Source organism: Teichococcus oryzae (assembly GCF_008386565.1).
In the GTDB taxonomy this organism is placed as follows: Bacteria; Pseudomonadota; Alphaproteobacteria; order Acetobacterales; family Acetobacteraceae; genus Pseudoroseomonas; species Pseudoroseomonas oryzae.
Genome location: NZ_VUKA01000001.1, coordinates 436,187 through 456,394, shown reverse-complemented (window position 1 = coordinate 456,394; position 20,208 = coordinate 436,187). Strand labels below are relative to the sequence as shown.

At 70.4% G+C, this 20,208-nt stretch carries 20 protein-coding genes; 13 read left to right on the top strand and 7 right to left on the bottom strand.

The features are described 5' to 3' along the window. Nucleotides 1–25 precede the first annotated feature (25 nt). The 5 genes from F0Q34_RS02105 to pcaH form a co-directional block, all read right to left on the bottom strand. A complete protein-coding gene (locus tag F0Q34_RS02105; RefSeq protein ID WP_149810466.1) occupies nt 26–826 on the bottom strand; it encodes an ABC transporter permease in 801 nt (266 codons plus the stop codon). Beyond that, on the bottom strand, nt 823–1,590 hold the full coding sequence (locus F0Q34_RS02100) for an ABC transporter ATP-binding protein (protein ID WP_149810465.1): 768 nt from the start codon (nt 1,588–1,590) through the stop codon (nt 823–825). The genes F0Q34_RS02105 and F0Q34_RS02100 overlap by 4 nt, the downstream gene beginning before the upstream one ends. A gap of 104 nt (nt 1,591–1,694) precedes the next feature. Then, entirely contained in the window at nt 1,695–2,546 is an 852-nt protein-coding gene (locus F0Q34_RS02095; protein ID WP_149810464.1) for a hypothetical protein, read from the bottom strand. A gap of 93 nt (nt 2,547–2,639) precedes the next feature. After that, the gene (gene pcaG / locus F0Q34_RS02090; RefSeq protein ID WP_149810463.1) at nt 2,640–3,221 is read right to left on the bottom strand and encodes a protocatechuate 3,4-dioxygenase subunit alpha; all 582 of its coding nucleotides are present in this window, start codon (nt 3,219–3,221) and stop codon (nt 2,640–2,642) included. A gap of 3 nt (nt 3,222–3,224) precedes the next feature. Next, the gene (gene pcaH, locus F0Q34_RS02085) at nt 3,225–3,980 is read right to left on the bottom strand and encodes a protocatechuate 3,4-dioxygenase subunit beta (protein WP_174241966.1); all 756 of its coding nucleotides are present in this window, start codon (nt 3,978–3,980) and stop codon (nt 3,225–3,227) included. Between the two features lie 113 nt (nt 3,981–4,093). Between pcaH and F0Q34_RS02080 the strand changes: the two genes are divergently transcribed. From F0Q34_RS02080 to F0Q34_RS02055, 6 genes are all read left to right on the top strand, one after another. Then, nucleotides 4,094–5,035: a LysR family transcriptional regulator gene (locus tag F0Q34_RS02080; RefSeq protein WP_149810462.1), complete on the top strand. Its 942-nt coding sequence runs from the start codon at nt 4,094–4,096 to the stop codon at nt 5,033–5,035. Next, on the top strand, nt 5,035–5,814 hold the full coding sequence (locus tag F0Q34_RS02075; protein WP_149810461.1) for an IclR family transcriptional regulator domain-containing protein: 780 nt from the start codon (nt 5,035–5,037) through the stop codon (nt 5,812–5,814). Before F0Q34_RS02080 ends, F0Q34_RS02075 begins: the two co-directional genes overlap by 1 nt. A gap of 104 nt (nt 5,815–5,918) precedes the next feature. Then, nucleotides 5,919–6,584, top strand: a complete 666-nt coding sequence (locus F0Q34_RS02070) for a 3-oxoacid CoA-transferase subunit A (RefSeq protein ID WP_149810460.1) — start codon at nt 5,919–5,921, stop codon at nt 6,582–6,584. 13 nt (nt 6,585–6,597) lie between these two features. After that, the gene (locus tag F0Q34_RS02065) at nt 6,598–7,275 is read left to right on the top strand and encodes a 3-oxoacid CoA-transferase subunit B (RefSeq protein ID WP_149810459.1); all 678 of its coding nucleotides are present in this window, start codon (nt 6,598–6,600) and stop codon (nt 7,273–7,275) included. Next, nucleotides 7,268–8,476 (top strand): 3-oxoadipyl-CoA thiolase, encoded by a 1,209-nt coding sequence (pcaF, locus tag F0Q34_RS02060; protein ID WP_149810458.1) that lies wholly within the window; start codon nt 7,268–7,270, stop codon nt 8,474–8,476. The genes F0Q34_RS02065 and pcaF overlap by 8 nt, the downstream gene beginning before the upstream one ends. Nucleotides 8,477–8,553: 77 nt before the next feature. After that, on the top strand, nt 8,554–9,201 hold the full coding sequence (locus F0Q34_RS02055) for a TetR/AcrR family transcriptional regulator (RefSeq protein ID WP_149810457.1): 648 nt from the start codon (nt 8,554–8,556) through the stop codon (nt 9,199–9,201). Between the two features lie 100 nt (nt 9,202–9,301). Here the strand turns inward: F0Q34_RS02055 and F0Q34_RS02050 are convergent, their stop codons facing one another. Continuing rightward, the gene (locus tag F0Q34_RS02050; protein WP_149810456.1) at nt 9,302–10,195 is read right to left on the bottom strand and encodes a shikimate dehydrogenase; all 894 of its coding nucleotides are present in this window, start codon (nt 10,193–10,195) and stop codon (nt 9,302–9,304) included. Nucleotides 10,196–10,346: 151 nt separating this feature from the next. Here F0Q34_RS02050 and F0Q34_RS02045 point away from each other — a divergent pair, with 151 nt between their 5' ends. From F0Q34_RS02045 to dgt, 5 genes are all read left to right on the top strand, one after another. After that, entirely contained in the window at nt 10,347–11,342 is a 996-nt protein-coding gene (locus F0Q34_RS02045) for a Bug family tripartite tricarboxylate transporter substrate binding protein (protein WP_149810455.1), read from the top strand. A 119-nt stretch (nt 11,343–11,461) separates the two neighbouring features. Beyond that, nucleotides 11,462–13,357: a bifunctional sugar phosphate isomerase/epimerase/4-hydroxyphenylpyruvate dioxygenase family protein gene (locus F0Q34_RS02040; protein ID WP_149810454.1), complete on the top strand. Its 1,896-nt coding sequence runs from the start codon at nt 11,462–11,464 to the stop codon at nt 13,355–13,357. Nucleotides 13,358–13,563: 206 nt separating this feature from the next. Then, nucleotides 13,564–14,247: a metallophosphoesterase family protein gene (locus F0Q34_RS02035; protein ID WP_149810453.1), complete on the top strand. Its 684-nt coding sequence runs from the start codon at nt 13,564–13,566 to the stop codon at nt 14,245–14,247. Nucleotides 14,248–14,461: 214 nt separating this feature from the next. Continuing rightward, nucleotides 14,462–15,880 (top strand): D-glycero-beta-D-manno-heptose-7-phosphate kinase, encoded by a 1,419-nt coding sequence (gene rfaE1 / locus F0Q34_RS02030; RefSeq protein ID WP_149811214.1) that lies wholly within the window; start codon nt 14,462–14,464, stop codon nt 15,878–15,880. Nucleotides 15,881–15,895: 15 nt separating this feature from the next. Next, the gene (dgt, locus tag F0Q34_RS02025; RefSeq protein ID WP_149810452.1) at nt 15,896–17,203 is read left to right on the top strand and encodes a dGTP triphosphohydrolase; all 1,308 of its coding nucleotides are present in this window, start codon (nt 15,896–15,898) and stop codon (nt 17,201–17,203) included. Between the two features lie 69 nt (nt 17,204–17,272). On the opposite strand, the gene F0Q34_RS02020 is transcribed toward dgt, so the two are convergent. Next, complete coding sequence (locus tag F0Q34_RS02020) at nt 17,273–17,731, bottom strand: hypothetical protein (protein ID WP_149810451.1); 459 nt, start codon at nt 17,729–17,731, stop codon at nt 17,273–17,275. A 203-nt stretch (nt 17,732–17,934) separates the two neighbouring features. Between F0Q34_RS02020 and F0Q34_RS02015 the strand changes: the two genes are divergently transcribed. Then, on the top strand, nt 17,935–19,134 hold the full coding sequence (locus F0Q34_RS02015; protein ID WP_174241965.1) for an aspartate aminotransferase family protein: 1,200 nt from the start codon (nt 17,935–17,937) through the stop codon (nt 19,132–19,134). Then, complete coding sequence (gene argF, locus F0Q34_RS02010) at nt 19,131–20,081, top strand: ornithine carbamoyltransferase (protein WP_456316227.1); 951 nt, start codon at nt 19,131–19,133, stop codon at nt 20,079–20,081. Before F0Q34_RS02015 ends, argF begins: the two co-directional genes overlap by 4 nt. Nucleotides 20,082–20,208 lie beyond the last annotated feature (127 nt).

The window sequence follows — 20,208 nt, the reverse complement described above, 5'->3', positions numbered from 1 at the left end:
ATGGCGCGCCGCCATTCGCCGCCCGCTACTCGCCAATGGTCAGCAGCGCGCCGGATCGCCGCGCCGCCTCGAACTGGGCGCGGAACACCCGGCCCAGCACCAGCAGCCACAACAGGTCCAGCCCGAACGCCATGCCGAGATGGTAGCCGTCAATCCGCCCCTCGGTCAGGGCGGCGCGCATGCCCTCGAACACATGCGCCGCCGGAATCGCCTGCGCCACCCATTGCAGCGCCACCGGCAGGGTGGAGAGCGGGTAGAACACGCAGGCAAAGGGCGTCAGGCCGAACAGCACCGACCAGGCCAGCGGCTCCGCCCCGGCGCCATGCCGCAGGATCATGGCGGTGACACCGAGGGCCACGGCCCATCCCATCAGCATCAGCGCCGCGAAGAACAGCACCACCACCGGCCCCATGCGGAACAGGCCGAAGCCGTACAGCGCCCAGGCCAGCGCCACGGCGGGCAGCACGCCCACCAGCATGCGCAGCGTCGCCATGGTCATCAGCCCGGCCACCAGTTCCCCCGGCCGCAGCGGCGACACGAAGATATGGCCGAGATTGCGGCTCCAGATTTCCTCCAGGAAGGTGATGGCGAAGCCCATCTGGGACCGCAGCGCCACCTCCCACAGCAACACGCCGCCCAGCAGGATGCCTGCCGCCACGCTGGCGGTGTTCTGCTGCAACCCCGCCAGATAGGCGGTGACGAAGCCCCAGACCAGCATCTGCAGGATCGGCCAGTACATCAGCTCCAGCAGGCGCGGCCAGGAGCGGCGGTACAGCGCCAGATGGCGGTAGCACAGCCCCCAGACGCGGCGCAGCGAGGCCCTCATGCGGTGCTTTCCCCGATCTTCGCGCCGGCGGCCGAGCGGTTGCGGGCGATGTCCAGGAACACATCCTCCAGATTGTCGCGGCCGAAGCGGGCGGCGAGGTCGGCCGGGCTGCCCTGATCGACGATGCGGCCGCGCTTCATCATGAGGACGTGGCCGCAAAGCCGCTCCACCTCCGCCATGTTGTGGCTGGCCAGCAGGATGGCGCAGCCGCTTTCCGCCTGGTAGCGCTCCAGCCAGGACCGCACCCAATCCCCGGTGTCGGGGTCGAGGCTGGCGGTGGGCTCGTCCAGCAGCAGCAACTCGGGGCGGTTGACCAGTGCCTTGGCCAGCGCAACGCGTGTCTTCTGGCCGGCCGAAAGCTGCCCGGCCGGGCGGTCGAGGATCTCGTTCAGCTGCAGCGCCTCCGCCAGTTCCGCGATACGCGTCCCGGCCCGCGGCACGTCGTAGAGATGGGCGTAGACCCGCAAATTCTCCGCCACGGAAAGCCGGTGCGGCAGGGCCACATAGGGGGAGGAGAAGTTCATCCGCGCCAGCGCCGCGAAGCGGTCGCGCGCCATGTCGTGGCCCAGAACGGTGACCCGCCCGGCGCTTGGCACCAGCAATCCCAGCAGCATGGCGATGGTGGTGCTCTTGCCGGCGCCATTGCCGCCCAGCAACCCCCAGGTGGCGCCGCGCGGCAGCACGAAGGACAGCCCGTCCACGGCCAGGGTGTCGCCATAACGCTTGGTCAGGCCTTCGGCCCGGATCGCGGGGTCGGGTGTCATGCCTCGCGCTTGGTCCAGCCGGGCTCCGGCGTCAACAGGGGGAGAGAACGGAAAGGCGGCGGGCGCAACCGCACCCGCCGCCAAGCCTCAGGCCAACAGAAACCTCAGGCGATCACGGGGTCATAGGCCCCGGCGCGCCCTTCCACGGAGCCGTAGTTGATCCAGTGCTCCGCCAATGCCTCGGCCGTGACCACGCCGGCGACGGCGAGGTCCGGATTCCCGGCCGCATAGGTGGTTTCGTTGAAGGTATCCGTCGCCCGGCCTTCATTGAGGCCGAAGCTGATATAATGGTTGGTGCCCAGCGCATCGGCATCGCCCTGGCCGCGGAAGGCGGCGATCAGGTCGGCATGGCTCGCCACATATTGCGCGCCGTCGAAATCCGTCTGCCGGCCTTCGGCGCGGCCGAAGCGGAGGTAGTGCAGCGCGGCATCATCAACATTGCCGCCCTGCGCCGCCAGCACATCGGGATTGGCGGCCAGGTAGCCAGCACCGTCAAAGGTGATCGCGCGACCTTCAACCGCGCCAACCTGGTAGAAATGATCCCAGGCGACATCGCGATCCTCGCCGAAGGCGGCGGACAAGTCGGCATAGGATGCGAGATAGGCATAGCTGAGGAATTCGGGCACATCGGAAAATTCGCGCGTGCCGCTGATGTCCGTGCGGATGGCCTCGACATCGAGCAACGTGTCGACGCCCTCGGGCCCACGGATCACGCCTTCATTTCCGAAGGCGGTGTAGCGATAAAGCTCGTACTGGTCGAGGCTGCCGGGCAGCAGAACATCGTCGCGGCCATCGCCGCCCTCGATGCGGTCATTGCCCGGCCCGGGAAGGATCAGGTCGTCGCCGCCACGGGCTTCGATGCGATCGTCACCCGCCAGCGCGTTGATCGTGTCGTTGGAAGAAGCCTCGGGCGAGACAAGGTTGTCGTTGCCATCGGTTCCCACAATCGCGGCCATGCAGCATTTCTCCCGTCGGTTGCTGATGGCGGGAAAACTGCTGAACGGCGGCAGGGTTTCCGCCGGATGAGACGCGCATCATCCGGCGAGCAGTCACATATCGAAGAACACCGTTTCCGCGTCGCCCTGCAGGCGGATGGTGAAGCGATAGGTTGGCATGTCCGCCGCGTCCCCACGCTCCGCCACCAGTGTGGCGCGCCGCCCGGCCTGCTCGATGCTGCGCAGCACGGGATCAAGCTCCAGCGCGGCCTTGTCCTCCGGGAAGTAGATGCGCGTGTGCAGGTGGATGTTGATGCCGCGGGCGAAGATCAGCAGGCTGACATGCGGGGCCTGCGGGCGGCCGTCACGCCAGGGAACGGCACCGGGCCGCACGGTTTCGAACATCCATTCGCCGGTCTCGGAGGAAGCCGCGGCGCGGCCCCAGCCCAGGAAATCGCCGGCATTGTGCCGGCCCTGCGCATCCGCCTGCCACAATTCCAGCAGCGCATCCTTCACCGGGGTGCCGGAGCCGTCGATCACCACGCCGGTGATGCGGATGCGCTCCCCCGCGCCGTCCAGGATGTGCGGCTTTTCCTGCGTGCGCACCGCCAGCCCGGCAAAGGCCGGAAGCGTGCCGATATGGACATAGGGCCCGCCGGTCTGCGAGGGCGTTTCCTTGAGGTATTCGACGGGCATGGCTTACATCCCTTCCGGCTTGTTCTCGAAGAAGGTCTGGCGGCGGCCGCGCAGCACGATGTCGAAGCGGTAGGCGAGCGCGTCGAAAGGCACGGCATTCCCCATGTCGAGCTTGGCCACCAGCCGCTCCACCGCGCCCTTGTCCGGCAGGGTGCCGATGATCGGGCAGAACGGGATCAGCGGGTCGCCCTCGAAGTAAAGCTGGCTGACCAGGCGCTGCACGAAGGCGTGGCCGAACAGCGAGATGTGGATATGCGCCGGGCGCCAGTCGCTGCCATTGTTGCGCCAGGGATAGGGGCCGGGGCGGATGGTGCGGAAGAAGTAGTTGCCCTCCGCATCGGTCATGCAGCGGCCCTGCCCGCCGAAATTCGGGTCCAGCGGCGCCAGGTAGCTGTCGTTCTTGTGGCGGTACCGGCCGCCGGCATTGGCCTGCCACACCTCGATCAGCGTGTTCGGCACGGGGCGCGCATTCTCGTCCAGCACCTTGCCATGAACGATGATGCGCTCGCCCTGCGCGTCCCCGTCCTTGGAATAATTGCGGATCAGGTCGTTTTCCAGCGGCGCCAGGATGCGGGCGTTGAACACCGGCCCGGCATTCTCGCCCGGCCCGGGCTCCAGCGACACCAGGGCGCGGCGGGGGGAGCGCAGCACGCTGGTCTTGTATTGCGGAGTCAGGGCCGGCGGGTGCTGGGTGCGGTCGCGGCGCATGATGTCGCCCCGCGCCCCACTCAACAGGCCGGTCATGCCATCGGCGGGCATCGGCGTTCCTCCTGCGGTTGCTTGCGTTGCGCGGGAAGGCTGGCAGGCCGCCGCGTGAGCCCAGAATGGCGCCCCGCGTTGCATCGGAAAACCACGCCTTTATCATGCGACGCATGAATGGGATCGATGCATTGGCCCTGGATGGCCATGCGCTGCGGCTGTTCCTGGCGGTGCTGGACACCGGCTCCGTGACGCTGGCGGCGGAACGGCTCGGCCTCAGCCAGTCGGCGGCCAGCCATGGGCTGAACCGTCTGCGCGCCTCGCTGGGCGATCCTTTGTTCGTCAAGTCCGGGCGTGGCATCACCGCCACCGCCCATGCCCGCGGCCTGGCCGCGCCGGTGCAGGCGCTGCTCGACGGCATACAGAACCTGGGCCGCCAGCGCCCCTTCGATCCGGCCACGGCGGCATTCTCCCTCACGATCGCCGCCAACGACTTCCAGCGCGACCTGCTGTTGCCGGCCTTTTTCGCCCGCGTGCAGGCGCAGGTGGAGCGCTTCAGCCTGCGCGTGGTGCCCTCCGGCGCGCCCGCCGCCGCCCTGCTGCGGGAACAGGGCTGCGAGTTGCTGGTGACGCCCCTGCCCCCTTCCGGCACCGACATCCTGCAGAAGCGCCTGCTGTCCGACCGCTTCGCCTGCTTCTACGACCCGGATGCCCGCGCCGCGCCGCGCGGGCGGGAGGACTACCTCGCCGCCCGGCACATCACCGTGATCCACCCCGAGGGCGAGAAGCTGGATTTCGACCGCCGGCTGGAATCCTTGGGCGTGACCCGGGACATCGCCCTGCGGGTGGCGGATTTCACCGGCGTCGCCGGCTTTCTTCGCGGCAGCTCCATGCTGGCGACCTTGCCGGGAATGCTGCGGCGCTCGGCGCTGCGGGGCTTCGCCAGCGTGCCGGTGCCGCCGCGCCTCGGCAGCCGGGGCGCCGCGCCGCCCGACCGGTTGCCGCTCTACATGGTCTGGCACCGCCGCCACCAGCAGGAAGCACGGCATGCCTGGCTGCGGGCGCAGCTTGCCGCCGTCGCACAGGCGGTGCAGCCCCCGGCGGACCCCGCCTGATGGCGCTGTCCCAACGCCCGCCGGCCGCGCGGGACCAGCTCGGCGGGCTGGCGCGTGGCCTGGCGGTCATCGAGGCCTTCGGCGCCACCCGGCAGCGCGCCAGCATCACCGACATCGCCGCCGCCACCGGCAGCAGCCGCGCCGCGGCCCGGCGGTGCCTGCTGACCCTGGTATCGCTGGGCTATGCCGAAACGGATGGCCGGCACTTCACCCTGACACCGCGCGTGCTGCGGCTGGGCGGCGCCTGGCTGGCCAGCGCCGAACTGCCGGGGCTGATCCAGCCGCAGCTGGAGGCGGTGCGGGAAGCCACCGGGGAAAGCTGCTCCGCCGCCATCCTGGACGGGCCGGACGTGGTCTACATCGCGCGGGCCGCGGCGCGGCGGATCATGTCCGTGACGCTCGCGGTGGGCAGCCGCCTGCCCGCCCACTGCACCGCGCTGGGCCGCGCCCTGCTGTCCACCCTGCCGCCCCGGGCGCTGGAGCAGCACATCGCCGCCCTGACGCCCGAAGCGCTGACCAGCCACACCCGCACCACCCGCGCCGCCATCCGCGATGCGGTGGCCGCCGCCCGCGCGCAGGGCTACGCCCTGGTCGACGAGGAGCTGGAGCTCGGCCTGCGCTCGGTCGCGGTGCCGGTGCGGGACGGGCGCGGCCGCTGTGTCGCCGCCATGAACATCGGCGTGCAGGCCAGCCGGGCCGATGAGGCGGCGTTGCAGAACCGGCTGCTGCCGGCGCTGCTTCAGGCGGCGGCGGCGCTGCGGCACAGCATTCCCGGCTGATCCGTGCGCATAGCGCACCGCGTTGCGCCCCCCCGCGCCACGGACCTATCGTGCCGCACGGCTCAACGAAGCGAGGAAACCATGCCCAGGCAAGGCAACGCCGCATGATCAACAAAACCGTCCGCGACCTGGCCGAAGCGATGCAGGGCATCGCCGATGGCTCCACCGTGCTGGTTGGCGGCTTCGGCTCCGTCGGCCAGCCTGACGCGCTGATCGAGGCCCTGATCGAACAGGGCGCGACCGACCTGACCATCGTGGCCAACAATGCCGGCACCGGCCGCACCGGCCTGGCGCGGCTGATGGAGTTGGGGCGGGTCCGGCGCATCATTTGCTCCTTCCCGCGCTCCGTCGGCTCGGTGGTGTTCGAGGAGCTCTACAAGGCCGGCAAGCTGGAGCTGGAGATCGTGCCCCAGGGCACGCTGGCCGAGCGCATGCGCGCCGCCGGCGCCGGGGTGCCCGCCTTCTACACGCCCACCGGCTACGGCACGCTTCTGGCCGAGGGCAAGCCGACCGCCGAGTTCAACGGCAAGCCCTGCGTGCTTGAGATGGCCCTGCCGGGCGACGTGGCGCTGATCCAGGCGCACAAGGCCGATCGCTGGGGCAACCTGACCTATCGCCGCTCGGGCCGGAACTTCAATCCGGTCATGGCCATGGCCAGCCGGCTGACCATCGCCCAGGTGGACGAGATCGAGCCCCTGGGCTCGCTGGACCCGGAGGCCATCGTCACGCCCGGCATCTTTGTCGACCGCGTCATCCGCATCGGCGTCTGAGGGAGCCCGCATCATGAGCGACAGCTTCACCCCCCTTTCCCGCAGGGACATGGCGCGCCGCGTGGCGCAGGACATCCCGGAGGGCTGGTACGTCAATCTGGGCATCGGCATCCCGACGCTGGTGGCCGACTACGTCCCGCTTGAACGGGAAGTGATCTTCCATTCGGAGAACGGCGTGCTCGGCATGGGCCCGGCGCCCGGCCCGGACGACGCCGACCCGTGGCTGATCAATGCCGGCAAGCAGCAGATCACGCTGCGGCGCGGCGGCGCCTATATCCATCACGCCGACAGCTTCGCCATGATCCGCGGCGGGCATCTCGATCTTTGCGTGCTCGGCGCCTTCGAGGTGGCGGAGAATGGCGACGTCGCCAACTGGGCCACTTCGGTCAACGACACCGCGCCCGCCGTCGGTGGCGCGATGGACCTTTCGGCCGGCGCCAAGAACCTCTGGGTGGTGATGGAACACACCACCAAGGATGGCAGCCCGCGCCTGGTGACGAAATGCGCCTATCCGCTGACCGCGATGGGCGTGGTGCGGCGCGTCTACACCAACCTCGCCGTGATCGACATCACGCCGCGCGGCTTCGGCGTCGTCGAGATGGCGCCGGGCCTGAGCTTCGAGGCGCTGCAGGCCCGCACCGAAGCCAAGCTGCACATGGTCGAGACGGACAAGGAAGCCACCCATGACTGAAGCCTTCATCTGCGGCGCCGCCCGCACCGCCATCGGCCGCTATGCCGGCGGGCTGTCCGCCGTCCGCGCCGACGACCTCGCCGCCGTGCCCATCAAGGCGCTGATGGCGCGGCACAAGGACCTCGACTGGGGCGCGGTGGATGACGTCATCCTTGGCTGCGCCAACCAGGCGGGCGAGGACAACCGCAACGTGGCCCGCATGGCGACGCTGCTGGCCGGCCTGCCCGACAGCATCCCCGGCAGCACGGTGAACCGGCTCTGCGGCTCCGGCATGGATGCCACCGGCATCGCCGCCCGCGCCATCAAGGCCGGCGAGGCGGAGCTGATGCTGGCCGGCGGCGTCGAAAGCATGACGCGCGCGCCCTTCGTGCAGGGCAAGAGCGCCGAGGCCTTCGGCCGCCATGCCGAGATCTACGACACCACAATCGGCTGGCGCTTCGTGAACCCGCTGATGAAGGCGCAGTACGGCGTCGACTCCATGCCGGAAACCGGCGAGAACGTCGCCACCGACTTCCAGATCTCCCGCGCCGACCAGGACGCCTTCGCCTTCCGCTCCCAGCAGCGCGCCAAGGCGGCGATCGAGCGCGGCCGCTTCGCCGAGGAAATCGTCCCCGTCGAGATCAAGCGGCGCAAGGGCGAGCCGCTGATCATCTCGAAGGACGAGCATCCGCGCCCCGAGACCACGCTGGAAGCCCTGGCCAAGCTCGGCACGCCCTTCCGCAAGGAAGGCGGCACGGTGACGGCGGGCAACGCGTCCGGCGTCAATGACGGCGCCTGCGCCCTGCTCGTGGCGAGCGAGGCCGCCGCCGCCCGGCATGGCCTGACGCCGCGCGCCCGCGTGGTCGCCACCGCCACCGCCGGCGTGCCGCCGCGCATCATGGGCTTCGGCCCGGCGCCGGCCACCCGCAAGGTGCTGGACCGGGCCGGGCTGTCGCTCGCCGATATCGACGTGATCGAGCTGAACGAGGCCTTCGCTTCCCAGGCCCTGGCGGTGATGCGCGACCTCGGCCTGCCGGACGACGCGGAGCATGTGAACCCGAATGGCGGCGCCATCGCGCTCGGCCACCCGCTCGGCATGTCGGGCGCGCGGCTGGTGCAGACGGCGGTGGCCGAGCTGCACCACCGCGAGGGGCGCTACGCCCTGGTTACCATGTGCATCGGCGTCGGCCAGGGCATCGCCATGGTGCTGGAGCGCGTCTGAGCCTTCAGGGGGGCGGGTGTTGCGACCGCCCCCCGCCCCGGTCATGCTGGGCCGGAGGCAGCACGGCTTGGATGGGCATGGAATCCGACACGGTGGCAAAGGCCGTAAGGCAGCGCGACGCGGAGCAGACCCGCCGCAGCATCCTCGACGCCGCCATCGCCGAATTCGCCGCCAAGGGCCTGTCCGGCGCGCGGGTCGACGAGATCGCCGCCCGCACCCAGACCACGAAGCGGATGATCTACTACTACTTCGGCAGCAAGGAAGGGCTCTACGCCGCCGCGCTGGAGGAGATGTATGAGGGCATCCGTGCCACCGAGAAGGACCTGCTGCTCGACCAGCTGCCGCCCGAGGAGGCGCTGGCGCGGCTGGTGGAAACCACCTTCGACTACCATGCCGAGCACCCTGAATTCGTCCGCATGGTGACGGTGGAGAACATCCACGGCGCCCGCCACATCGCCGGCTCCGCCACCGTCAGCCAGCGCAACGAGGCGGTGATCGGGCTGATGCGCCGGCTGCTCGACCGCGGCGTGGCGGCGGGGGTGTTCCGGCCGGGGCTCGACCCGCTCGACCTGCATGTGCTGATCAACGGCTTCAGCTTCCACCGCGTCGCCAACCGGCACACGCTGGGCGTCATCTTCGGCCAGGACATGGCGGCGCCGGACCGCGCCGCGCAGCAGCGCCGCCTGATCGTGGAGGCGGTGCTGCGGCTGGTGCGGGCGGGTTAGAGCATTTTCCGTTCGCACCGGCTCACTTCAAATGCTCTGGCTCCTTGTTCTGTCGAGCATCTTCATCCGATCACGCGATCCCGCCTGATCGGAATCTGCTCTAGGACGTGGCCTGCATGCCGGCGAAATGCCGCAGCATGCGCTCCGCATTCGGCTCCCGCCCGGTGAACAGGCGGAAGGCGCCAACCGCCTGGAACACCGCCATGCCGCCGCCATCCACGGTGCGGCAGCCGATGCGCCGGGCGGTGCGCAGCAGCTCCGTTTCCAGCGGCACGTAGACCACCTCGGCCACCCAGTGATGCGGCCGCAGCAGCCCGGATGGCAGCGGCAGGCCGGGATATTTCGCCATGCCGGTTGGCGTGGCATGGATCAGCCCGTCGGCATCGCGCATGGCGCCGGCGATGTCGGTTTCGGCGACGGCGCGGCCGGCGCCGAAGCGGCCGGAAAGCTGTTCGGCCAGAACGGCGGCGCGGGCCGGGTCCATGTCGAGCAGCACCAGCCGCCGCGCTCCCATCGCCAGCGCGGCATGCGCGACCGCCGCCCCCGCGCCGCCCGCGCCAAGCTGCACCACCTGCTCCATCCCGGCCCCGGGCAGGCCGCGGCGGAAGCCTTCGGCGAAGCCGGAATGATCGGTGTTATGGCCGATCCGCCGTCCGTCCCGGAACACCACCGTGTTCACCGCGCCCAGCGCCCGCGCATCCTCCGACACCTCGTCCAGCAGCGGCAGCACGGCCTGCTTGCAGGGATGGGTGATGTTCAGGCCGTTGAAGCCGCAGCGCTGCGCCGCTTCCAACAGCGAAGGCAGCGCCTCCACCCCCAGCTTCAGCGCATCGAGGTCAAGCAGGCGATAGATGTAGCGCATGCCCTGCGCCGTTCCTTCCCGCTCATGCAGGGCGGGGGAGCGGGATGCCTGGATGCCGCTGCCGATCAGCCCCACCAGGCAGGCGGGACCGGGAGGCGGGAGCGGCGCGTCAAGGTCGGGAGGCGGCGTCATGACGTTTCCTTCAGGGCCGTCGGTTCTGCTTGCAGGCTTAATGTACTATCTGGTACGTACAAACCAACCAAAACTTTGCATCCTTTCCCCCGTCCCGCCGCGGGGCGCAGGATGCGCTGAAAACAACAACCGGAAGCACCCAGGAGGAACCATGCCGATTTCCCGCCGCGGCCTCACCACCGGCCTCGCCCTGATCGCCGCCAGCGGCGGCACGTTGCTGCGCCCGCGCTCCGCCGCCGCGCAGGGCGATTATCCCAACCACGCCATCACCATGGTGGTGTCCTGGGCGCCCGGCGGCTCCACGGATTTCGTGGCCCGCGTCGTGGCGCAGCAATTAACCAAGGAACTCGGCCAGCAGGTGGTGGTGGAGAACCGCGCCGGCGCTTCCGGCACCATCGGCCACGCTTCCGTCGCCCGCGCCCGGCCGGATGGCTACACCCTGCTGTTCGGCGTCAACTCGACCTACGCCATGGCGCGGCACCTGTTCCCGCAGCGCGGCTATGATGACGAGAAATCCTTTGTAGGCATCGGCCGTGTCGCCACCACGCCGATCTTCCTGTGCGTCAGCCCGCAGCTCGGCGTGAAGGACATCGCCGGCTTCATCGAGCTGGCGAAGAAGCAGCCGGGCAAGCTGTCCTATGGTTCCTCCGGCGCCGGCTCCTCGGCGCATCTGGCGACCGAGCTGTTCCTGCGGCAGACAGGCCTCGAGGTGCAGAACGTGTCCTATCGCGGCGGCGCCCCGGCGGTGCAGGCGCTGATCACCAACGAGGTGCAGATGGCCTTTGTCGATGCCGTCACCGCCCTGCCGCTGATCGCGGCGAAGCAGGTGGTGCCGCTTGGCGTTTCCAGCCCGCAGCGCAACCCGTTGCAGCCGGAGGTGCCGACCATCGCGGAATCCGGCCTGCCGGGCTACGAATGCGCCTCGGAATTCGCCATCATGGCGCCCGCCGGCACGCCACCGGAGATCATCCAGAAGCTGGCCGCCGCCATCGCCGCCTCCATGCGCAACCCGGATGTGACGGAGCGGCTGAAGCAGAACTCGATGTTCCCCGCCCTCGGCACGCCGCAGGAATTTCCTGCCTATCTCACGGCGGAAAGCGCCAAATGGGGTGAGCTGATCAAGGCGCGCGGCATCACGCTGGAATAAGCGCCCGCGAACAGGCGCCAGGCGGCGGAAGGGATCGCCTTCTCCCGCCGCCGCCCCATCCGGGGCCGCGCGGCCTGCGCGCGGCCCATCCTGTCGCGTCGCAGCCAAGGACCATCGTCATGCCCGGCCACCATTCCCGCTCCATTGCCACCGTCTGCCTGAGCGGCGAGCTGACCGACAAGCTGGAGGCGGCGGCCAATATCGGCTTCGACGGCGTCGAGATCTTCGAGAACGACCTGCTTACCTTCAACGGCTCGCCCGCCGATGTGCGCAGGATGGCGGCCGATCTCGGCCTCGCCATCACCATCTTCCAGCCCTTCCGCGACTTCGAGGCGATGCCGGAGCCGCAGCGCCGCCGCAACCTCGACCGCGCCGAGCGGAAGTTCGATGTGATGCAGGCCCTTGGCACCGATCTGGTGCTGGTCTGCTCCAACGTGCAGGAAGCCTGCATCGGCGACCCGGCGCGCGCCGCCGCCGATCTGCGCGACATGGCGGAACGGGCGGCGCAGCGCGGCCTGCGCGTCGGCTATGAGGCGCTGGCTTGGGGCCGCCACACCCGCCGCTGGCGCGAGGCCTGGGACATCGTGCAGCGCGCCGACCATCCGGCGCTGGGGCTGATCGTGGACAGCTTCCACACCCTGGCGCTGAAGGACGATCCCTCGGGCCTCGCCGAACTGCCAGGGGAACGCATCTTCTTCGTGCAACTGGCGGATGCGCCGCTTTACGACATGGACGTGCTGCAATGGAGCCGCCATTACCGCAACTTCCCCGGCCAGGGGCAGCTTCCGGTGACCGGCTTCCTGCGCGCGGTGCTCGCTTCCGGCTATTCCGGCCCGCTTTCGCTGGAAATCTTCAATGATGAATTCCGCGCCGCGCCCGTGCGGCAGACGGCGCGCGACGGGCTGCGTTCCCTGATCCTGGCCGAGGCCGGGGCGGCGGCGCCCTCCGCCCCCGGCACCGTTCCCGCCACCCCCCTGCCCCCCGTGCCGCGGCTTTCAGGGATCGAGTTCCTGGAATTCGCCGTCAACGAGGCGGCGGGCCGGCAGCTCGGGGATTTCCTGGGCGGACTGGGCTTCCAGCTGGCCGGCCGGCACCGCTCAAAGGCGGTGGAGCTGTACCGGCAGGGACAGGTGAACCTAGTGCTGAACAGCGAGCCGGACAGCGCCGCGGCCAGCCATTTCGAGATGCATGGCCCCTCGGTCTGCGCCATGGGCCTTGCCGTGGATGACGCGGCGGCCGCCGCGCGCCGGGCCGAGGCGCTGCTTTGCGCCTCCTGGAACGAGAAGCGCGGCGTGAGCGAGCGGCTGCTGCCCGCCCTGCGCGCGCCCAATGGCGCCCTGGTGCTGCTGGTGGAAAACCAGCCGGGCCGCCCGACGCTGTGGGACGACGATTTCCACCTGCTGCCGGCCGCGCCGCCCGCCGGCCCGCCCCTGCTCGGCATCGACCATGTGACGCAGGCCTTGGCGCCAGGCCAGATGGACGGTTTCGTTCTGTTCTATCGCGGCGTCTTCGGGCTGGAGCCGGAGCCGCAGCTCGACCTGCCCGACCCGCAGGGGCTGGTGCACAGCCGCGCCATGGTGAATGCCGGCGGCACGGTGCGCCTGCCGCTGAACACCTCGGAAGCGCGGGAAACGGCGACGGGCCGCTTCATCTCCGCCGCCGCCGGCGCCGGTGTGCACCATATCGCCTTTCTGGTCGAGGACGCCGCCGCCAGCGCCGCCGCCCTGGCCGGGAGCGGCGCGCCGCTGCTGCCGATCCCCGGGAATTATTACGACGACCTGTCGGCGCGCTTCGCGCTGGAGGATGCGGAGCTGGAGGCGCTGCGGCGCCTGAACCTCCTGTATGACCAGGATGCGGAAGGCGGCAGCTTCCGCCATGCCTATACCACCAGCTTCGCCAACCGCTTCTTCTTCGAGGTGGTGCAGCGGCGCGGCGGCTACCGCCAGTTCGGCGCGAACAATGCGGCGGTGCGCATGGCCGCCCAGGCGCGGTTCGAGGCCGGGCGGCGCGGCTGATGTTTTCGCCGTAACAAGGGCAAGGGGCCGGCAACTCCCCCGGATGCCCGGAATTCCATCCGCAGCGATCCTGCAGATCGCGGGAGTTGCCGCATGGCCCAAACGTCGCGCACCCCGACCATAAACTTGCGCCGGATGGCTGCCCCGGCTGCTGCCCACCATGGCAGCCGCGGCGCTGTGGACCTTTAAAGGGCCGGGCACAGGCCATGTCCATGCTCGCGCCGGGTTCCCTGCCGCCAGGATTGCGGGTTTACGCGATCGGCGACATCCATGGCTGTGCCGCGCGGCTGGCCGCCCTGCACGCCGCCATCGCGGCCGACTGGGACTTGTCGCCGACTGAGCGCTGCGCCGTGGTCCATCTTGGCGATTACGTCGATCGCGGCCCGGATTCGGCCGGCGTGCTGAAGCGGCTGATGCAGCCGCCGCCCTTGCCGGACGCGGAAACGGTTCTGCTGCGCGGCAATCACGAGGTGATGATGCTGGAAGCGCTGGCCGCCGGCCCCGGCACGGCGGCCGAGGATCTGTGGCTGGCCAATGGCGGCCGCACGACGCTGCGCAGCTATGGCCCCGCCGGCCCGCCCGAGGCGCATCTGGCGCTGCTGCGCGCCACCACCCTGTCCTGGCAGGCCGGCGACTATCTGTTCGTGCATGCCGGCATCGATCCCCGCCGGCCCTTCAGCCTTCAGCGGGAGCAGGACCTGCTCTGGATCCGGGAGCCTTTTCTGTCCTGGCCGCATCCGCTGGAGCGGGTCGTGGTGCATGGCCACACGCCCAGCCGCGCGCCCGAACTGCGCCGCCACCGCATCGGCATCGACACCGGCGCCGTCGCGGGCGGCCCCCTGACCGCCCTGGTGCTGGAAGCCGACATGCTGCGCTTTCTCTCCGCATGAGGAGCGTTCCGCCAGCCTGGCCTTGGCCGGGCCATGCCTTGCGCAGCGCGGTATGGCTGCGCTAGGCAACGATCCGATGCAAGGCCCCGTGCCCCCCTCGTCTTCCTCGACCGGCACTCCCGGCGATCCATCCGCCAGCGCCCCCGCGCCGGAGGCGCCCAACAACGTGTCCGCAGCCGTGCCCAATGTCGCCGACCTCACCGAAGCGGTGCGGATGCTGAAGCGCGCCTCCGTGCTGGTGGTGGGCGACGCCATGCTGGACCGCTATGTTTACGGCCATGTCGACCGCATCTCGCCCGAGGCCCCGGTGCCGGTGGTGGCGGTGGAGCGCGAGGTGGCGATGCCGGGCGGCGCCGGCAATGTGGTGCGCAACCTGACGGCGCTGGGCGCCGGGGTGGCCTTTCTGTCCGTGGTGGGGGATGACCAGGCCGGCTCCGACCTCACCGGGCTGATCGGCGGCCAGCCGCGCGTCGAGCCCTGGCTGCTGGTGCAGGGCGGCCGCGCCACCACCACCAAGACCCGCTACATCGCCAGCGGCCAGCAATTGCTGCGCGCCGACCACGAGATCGCCCGGCCCGTGCATCAGCGCCTGGCCGACCGGATGGTGCGCATCGCGGCCGACACGGTGGCCGCCACCTCGGTGATGGTGCTGTCCGACTACCGCAAGGGCGTGCTGGCCGGGGACGTGCCGGAGCGGCTGATCGCCGCCGCCAAGGCCGCCGGGCGGCGCGTCATCGTCGATCCCAAGGGCGATGATTACAGCCGTTATGCCGGGGCCGACGTGATCACCCCGAACCGCGCCGAGTTGCGCCTCGCCGCCGGGATGCCGGTGAACACCGAGGAGGAGATCGTCGCCGCCGCCCGCAGCCTGCGTGACCGGCATGGCTTCGGCGCCGTGCTGGTGACCCGCTCCGAGGACGGCATGACCCTGCTGGAGGGCGAAGCGGTTTATCACATGCCGGCCGAGGCGCCGGAGGTGCATGACGTGTCCGGCGCCGGCGACACGGTGGTGGCCGTGCTGGCCGCCGGCTATGCCGCCGGGCTGCCGCTGCCGGTCGCGGCCCGGCTGGCCAACATCGCCGGCGGGCTGGTGGTGGGCAAGATCGGCACCGCCGTCGCCCGCGAGGACGACCTGATGGAGGCGCTGACGCCGGAGCGCGGCGCGCTGCGCAAGGTGAAGCGCCGCGCCGCCGCCGCCGAGCAGGTGGAGCGCTGGCGCCAGCGCGGCTGGCGGATCGGCTTCACCAATGGCTGCTTCGACCTGCTGCATCCCGGCCATGTCCACCTCCTGGAACAGGCGCGCTCCTGGTGCGACCGGCTGGTGGTCGGCCTCAACGCCGATTCCTCGGTGAAGCGGCTCAAGGGTCCGACCCGCCCGGTGCAGCCCGAGGCAGCCCGCGCCGCCGTGCTGGCCTCTCTCGCCACCGTGGACCTCGTCACCCTGTTCGAGGAGGACACCCCGGTGGAGCTGATCCGGCTGCTGCGCCCCGAGGTGCTGGTGAAGGGCGCCGACTACACGGTGGAGCAGGTGGTCGGCGGGGAGCTGGTGCAGGATTGGGGCGGCGTGGTGCGGCTGGCCGAATTGCTGCCGGGCAATTCCACCACCGCCACCGTGGCCCGCATCCGGGGCTGACGAAGGAGCGGGGTGATGGAATGGGCCGCGCTGTTTAACACCGGCCGCTTTCCCGCCTCCCCGCCCCGGCAGACGCCGACCCGCAACCCCTTCCAGATCGACCAGGACCGCATCGTCTTCTCCCGCCCCTTCCGGCGGCTGCAGCAGAAGACCCAGGTGCATCCGATGGTCACCAACGCGCATGTGCGCAACCGGCTCGTCCACACGCTGGAGGTGGCCTCGGTCGGCCGCTCCATCGGCTTCGCCGTGGGCTCGGAGTTGCGGGACGAGCTGGCCGCGGCAGGGCACACGCCGGACGATCTCGGCTATCTGGTACAGGCCACCTGCCTGGCGCACGACATCGGCAACCCGCCCTTCGGCCATGCGGGCGAGGAGGTGATCGCCGACTACATGGCGGAATGGCTGGCTGCCGAGGCACGGCGCAGCGGCCTGGAACTGGACGCCGACCTGCACTTCTTCGACGGCAATGCTCAGGGCTTCCGCATCCTCACCCGCGCCGATGGCTATCGCGAGCGCGGCGGGCTGAAGCTCACCATGGCCAGCCTCGGCGCCTGCATCAAATATCCCTGGGCCGCCACCGACCCGCGTGCCGGGAGGCGGGGCCGGCCCGGCGTGAAGTTCAACCGCTTCGAAACCGAGGCCGAAGCCTTCGCCGCCGTTGCCAGGGCCTGCGGGCTGGCCGGCCCCCTGCCCCGCCATCCCGCCGTGTGGCTGATGGAGGCGGCGGACGACATCACCTACAGCCTCGCCGATCTGGAAGACGCGGTGGAGCTGCGCATCACCTCCTATGCGGATGCCGAGGCGCTGCTGCTGCCCCTGGCCGCGGTGGACCGCGCCCGCCTCGACGAGGAAGACAACGTATCCCAGAAGCTGGCCCTGCTCCGCTCCCAGGCGGCGGGGCGGCTGATCGGGGCGGTGAAGGATGCCTTCTGCGCGCATCGCGGCGCGATCCTGGCCGGCCGCATGCAGCGCGCCGGCCTGATCGACCTGATCGACCCGGCCCTGCGTGATCCCTTCGCGGCCCTGCAGAAAAGCAATGGCGACACGCTCTACACCCATCCCAGCAAGGCCGAGTTCGAGATCGGCGCGCGCGACGTGCTGGAAAAAACCCTCACCGTGTTCCTGGAAGCCTGCCTGGCCTTCCACACCCTGCCGGAGGACCGGCTGCCGTTGCGCCCACGCCAGGCGCTGGCCCTGATGCAGGACTATCACCCGAAGCGGGAATTCTCGCCCACCGAAACGTTGCGCTGCGCCATCGACTTTGTTGCCGGCATGACTGACCAGTATGCGGCGACCCTGGCGGCGCGCCTGCGCGGGCTTTGAGCCAGCGGGTTTGAACCAGGCGCCGTTTCCTCCGGCGCCTGGCCGTGCGCGCGGTTCTCGCTTCCGCCCTCAGCGCGAAGCCGTGCCACTACCCTGGCCCGGTGCCGCCATGCCCGGCGCGGCGGGTGCCGCATCCGGCCCGGAACCGCGCCCGGTGGCGGGGGGCGTGGTGGTGTTGCCCTCGTTCTGGGGATAGGCGCCCGAAGTGTTGGTGCCGGCGGCGCGGTCCAGCGCGCGGGTGGCTGCCGTGCCCGGCGGGTTGCCCGGCATGCCGTCGGACTGGCCCGGGTAGGCGCCCGAGGTGTTGGTGCCGGCGGCACGGTCCAGCGCCCGCGTCGCCGAGTTGTTCTGCAGGGTTTGCTCACCGCTGCCGCTGCTGCCGGCGGGAGCGTTCTGCGCCTGCGGCGCCGGCGTGGCGGTGCCCGGACCTGACTGGGCCAGGGCCGCCCCGGACAGGCCGGCCAGCCCGGCCGCCGCCAGCGGCAACAGGAAGCGGAATGCGGAACGGGGACGAGCGGCAAGGGCCATGAGCGTTCTCCTTCTCCGTCGGCGCCTGCGCGCCGGTTGAGCCCAGGGAACGGTCCATCCACCTGGACGGTTGCGGCCATCGGCTCGTGCGGCAGGCAACCCGCAGCCCTTTGACCAGGCGGCGCCTTTGCGTCAGTGTCGCTGTTTCCGCGGAACCCACGCGACAGGCGCGCGGGCCGCGGCGACTGCGGAGAAGTGTTCGCGTGATCCCCGCCCTGATGCCGACCTACAACCGTGCCGACCTCGCCTTTGAGCGGGGTGAAGGCGCCTGGCTGTGGACCACGGATGGGCGACGATTCCTGGATTTCGGCTCCGGCATCGCCACCACCTCCGTCGGCCACGCCCACCCGCACCTGGTGAAGACCATCCAGGAGCAGGCGGCGCAGGTGATGCACGTTTCCAACCTGTACCGGGTGCCTCAGGCCGAGCGCCTGGCCGCCCGGCTGGTGGAAAGCTCCTTCGCCGACAGCGTGTTCTTCTGCAACTCGGGCGCCGAGGCGAATGAGGGCATGATGAAGGCCGTCCGCAAATACCATGCGGAGAACGGCCACCCCGAGAAGTTCGGCTTTCTCTGCTTCGAGGGCGCCTTTCACGGCCGCACGCTGGCGACGCTGGCGGCGACGGGCAACCCGAAATACCTGGCCGGCTTCGGCCCGGTGGTGGAAGGCTACAGGCATCTCCCCTTCGGCAACATGAACGCGGTGCGGGACGCCATCGACGGCTCCACCGCCGCCATCATGATCGAGCCGATCCAGGGCGAGGGCGGCGTCCGCCCGGCCGACCTCCGCTTCCTGCAGGAGCTTCGCGCCGTCTGCGACGAATACGGCATCCTGCTGGCGCTGGACGAGGTGCAGACCGGCATGGGCCGCTCCGGCAAGCTGTGGGCGCATCAATGGGCCGGCATCGAGCCGGACGTGATGTCCTCGGCCAAGGGCATCGGCGGCGGCTTCCCGCTGGGCGCCATCCTGGCGAAGGAAAAGGTGGCCAAGCACCTCGTGCCCGGCACGCATGGCACCACCTATGGCGGCAACCCGCTGGCCTGCGCCGCCGGCAACGCCGTGCTGGACGTGGTTCTGGCGCCGGGCTTCCTCGACAATGTGGACCGCGTGGCGCGGCACCTGTGGCGCGGGTTGCAGGACCTCGCCGCCCGCAACCCGGAGGTCGCTTCGGGCGTGCGGGGCGCCGGGCTGCTGGTCGGCCTGCAACTGGTGCCGGCGGTTTCCAACGCCGAGATGCAGGCCGCGGCGGTGGAGGAAGGGCTGCTCACCGTTGCCGCCGGCCAGAACGTGCTGCGCTTGGCGCCGCCGCTGATCATCACCGAGGCCGAGGCTGACGAGGCGCTTGCGCGCCTCGAGCGCGCGGCGCAGCGCATGGCCGCGACCCTGAAGGCTCCCGCCAAGTGAGCGTGAGCCTGAAGCCGAGCGAGGGGGGCGTCACGCCCCCCCGCCACTTTCTGGAGCTGTCGGATTTCGACGCGCCGACGCTGCGCCGCATGCTCGACCTCGCGGCGCGCGCCAAGTCCGGTCAGCTCAAGGACAAGCCGTTGGCCGGCAAGACGGTGGGGCTGATCTTCGAGAAGCCATCCACCCGCACCCGCGTGTCCTTCGAGGTCGGCGTCCACCAGCTCGGCGGGCACCCGATCATGCTGTCCGCCAAGGAAATGCAGCTGGGCCGGGGCGAGAGCGTGGCCGACACGGCGCGGGTGCTGTCCCGCTATGTGGACGCCATCATGCTGCGCACCGACAGCGTGGCCAAGCTGCGGGAACTGGCGCGGCATGCCACCGTGCCGGTGATCAACGGCCTGACCGACGTGTCCCATCCCTGCCAGCTGATGGCCGACGTGCTGACCTTCGAGGAGCATCGCGGGCCGATCGCCGGCAAGGTCATCGCCTGGACCGGCGACGGCAACAACGTGGCGCAATCCTTTATCCAGGCGGCGGCGCGCTTCAACTTCACCCTGCGCCTCGCCACCCCGCCGGAGCTGGCGCCCCCCGCCCAGTTGATCGACTGGGCCCGCCGCGAGGGCGCCACCATCGAGCTGACCTCCGACCCGGTGGAAGCGGTGCGGGGCGCCGCCTGCGTCGTCACCGACACCTGGGTCAGCATGTCGGACGAGAAGGATGGCGGCCCCACCGCCCGGCACAACCAGCTTGCCCCCTACCAGCTGAACGAGGCGCTGCTGGCGCAGGCGGCGCCGGATGCCATCGTCATGCACTGCCTGCCCGCCCATCGCGGCGAGGAAATCACCGAGGCGGTGATCGAGGGTCCGCAATCGGTGGTGTTCGACGAGGCGGAGAACCGCCTGCACGCCCAGAAGGGTGTTCTGCTCTGGGCCCTGGCGGGGTTGTGACAAGGCTTTCCGCCTCCTGATCCGTGCCGGCACGATCCCCCGGGCCCCGCGCCCGGGGGATCGTTGTTGATGGGCGCCATTGGCCGGACATCGCCGGCTGCTTGCGGGACGCCGGGAAAGGCCCAAC